Source organism: Acidovorax sp. HMWF018 (assembly GCF_003061035.1).
GTDB classification, from domain to species: Bacteria; Pseudomonadota; Gammaproteobacteria; order Burkholderiales; family Burkholderiaceae_C; genus Acidovorax; species Acidovorax delafieldii.
Genome location: NZ_QAIM01000346.1, coordinates 1 through 1,196, shown reverse-complemented (window position 1 = coordinate 1,196; position 1,196 = coordinate 1). Strand labels below are relative to the sequence as shown.

Sequence of the window (1,196 nt, the reverse complement as noted above, 5' to 3'; positions counted from 1 at the left end):
CCGCCGGTCTTGCCGTTCGCCGCCAGGATACGGTGGCACGGCACCACAGGCGCAAACGGGTTGTGGCCCAACGCCTGACCCACGGCACGCGCAGCACCCGGCTCGCCCAATGCGGCAGCCATCTCGCCATAGGTCATGGTTTTGCCGGGTGGAATGCGGCGGGCCAGCTCGTACACGCGGGCGTGAAAGGGAGGCACGGCGTCGAGCGCCAGGGGCACATCACGCAGGTCGTCCTGCGCACCTTCAAGCAGGGCCACCACGCGTGCTGCCCAGGCTGCCACATCGGGTGGCATCGCAGCTTCGGCGAGCTGCGGAAACCGGCGCTGCATGCGGGCACGCGTTGCCACCTCGCCCGCGTCTTCCGGCAACTGCACCCCCACCAGCAGCGCCCCCCGCCATGCAATGCCGCAGTGGCCGATGGCCGTGGGGAACAGCGCATAGCCGCCTGTGGGGCGGTGCGCCGTGTCGTTGGCGTGCAGCTCTGGGGCCATTTGCTACCTTTTGAATAGCATTCAGGGCATGTAAATCAAGCGCCTCTGGCTCAATCAGCCCTCAGCGCTGCCCGCAACTGTGCACCCAGCTCGGGCTTGGCGGCAAACGGGTCGGTGGGGTTGCGGCCCATCATCACGTCTTCCATGCGCGTCTGCACCGAGGCCAGGGCCTTGGGGTGGCTGTAGATGTAGAACTGGCCCTGGGCAGCAGCGTCGAAGACCTTTTGCGCGACCTCGGAAGCAGTCACCTTGCCACTGCCCACGGCCTTGTCGCTCATCGCCTGGCCGATGAGCTGGCTCTTGGTGGGCTTTTCGGCAGGCAGGTCGCCGGGGCGGTTGCGGTGGCTTTGGTTGATGCCGGTGGGCACAAAGAACGGGCACAACACGCTGGCGCCGATCTGGTCAGTGACCAGCGACAAATCCTGGTACAGCGTCTCCGACAGGCTGACCACTGCGTGCTTGCTGACGTTGTAGATGCCCATGTTGGGCGCTGCCAGCAGGCCCGCCATGCTGGCGGTGTTGATGATGTGGCCGCGCCAAGCGGGGTCGGCCTTGGCGGCTGCCAGCATCATGGGGGTGAACAGGCGCACGCCGTGCACCACACCCCACAGGTTCACGCCCAGCACCCACTCCCAGTCCTTGACCGAGTTTTCCCACACCAGGCCGCCCGCGCCCACGCCTGCGTTGTTGAACACCAGGTGCGGT

2 protein-coding genes are annotated in these 1,196 nt (G+C 66.6%); both read right to left on the bottom strand.

Annotated elements, in window-relative coordinates; all coding sequences use genetic code 11:
* Positions 1 to 491: methylated-DNA--[protein]-cysteine S-methyltransferase (locus DBR23_RS13250; RefSeq protein ID WP_108498569.1), on the bottom strand; the 491-nt coding region annotated here is incomplete at its 3' end.
* Positions 492 to 541: 50 nt separating this feature from the next.
* Positions 542 to 1,196 (bottom strand): SDR family oxidoreductase (locus DBR23_RS13245; RefSeq protein WP_108498565.1); only part of this gene is annotated, 655 nt, incomplete at its 5' end.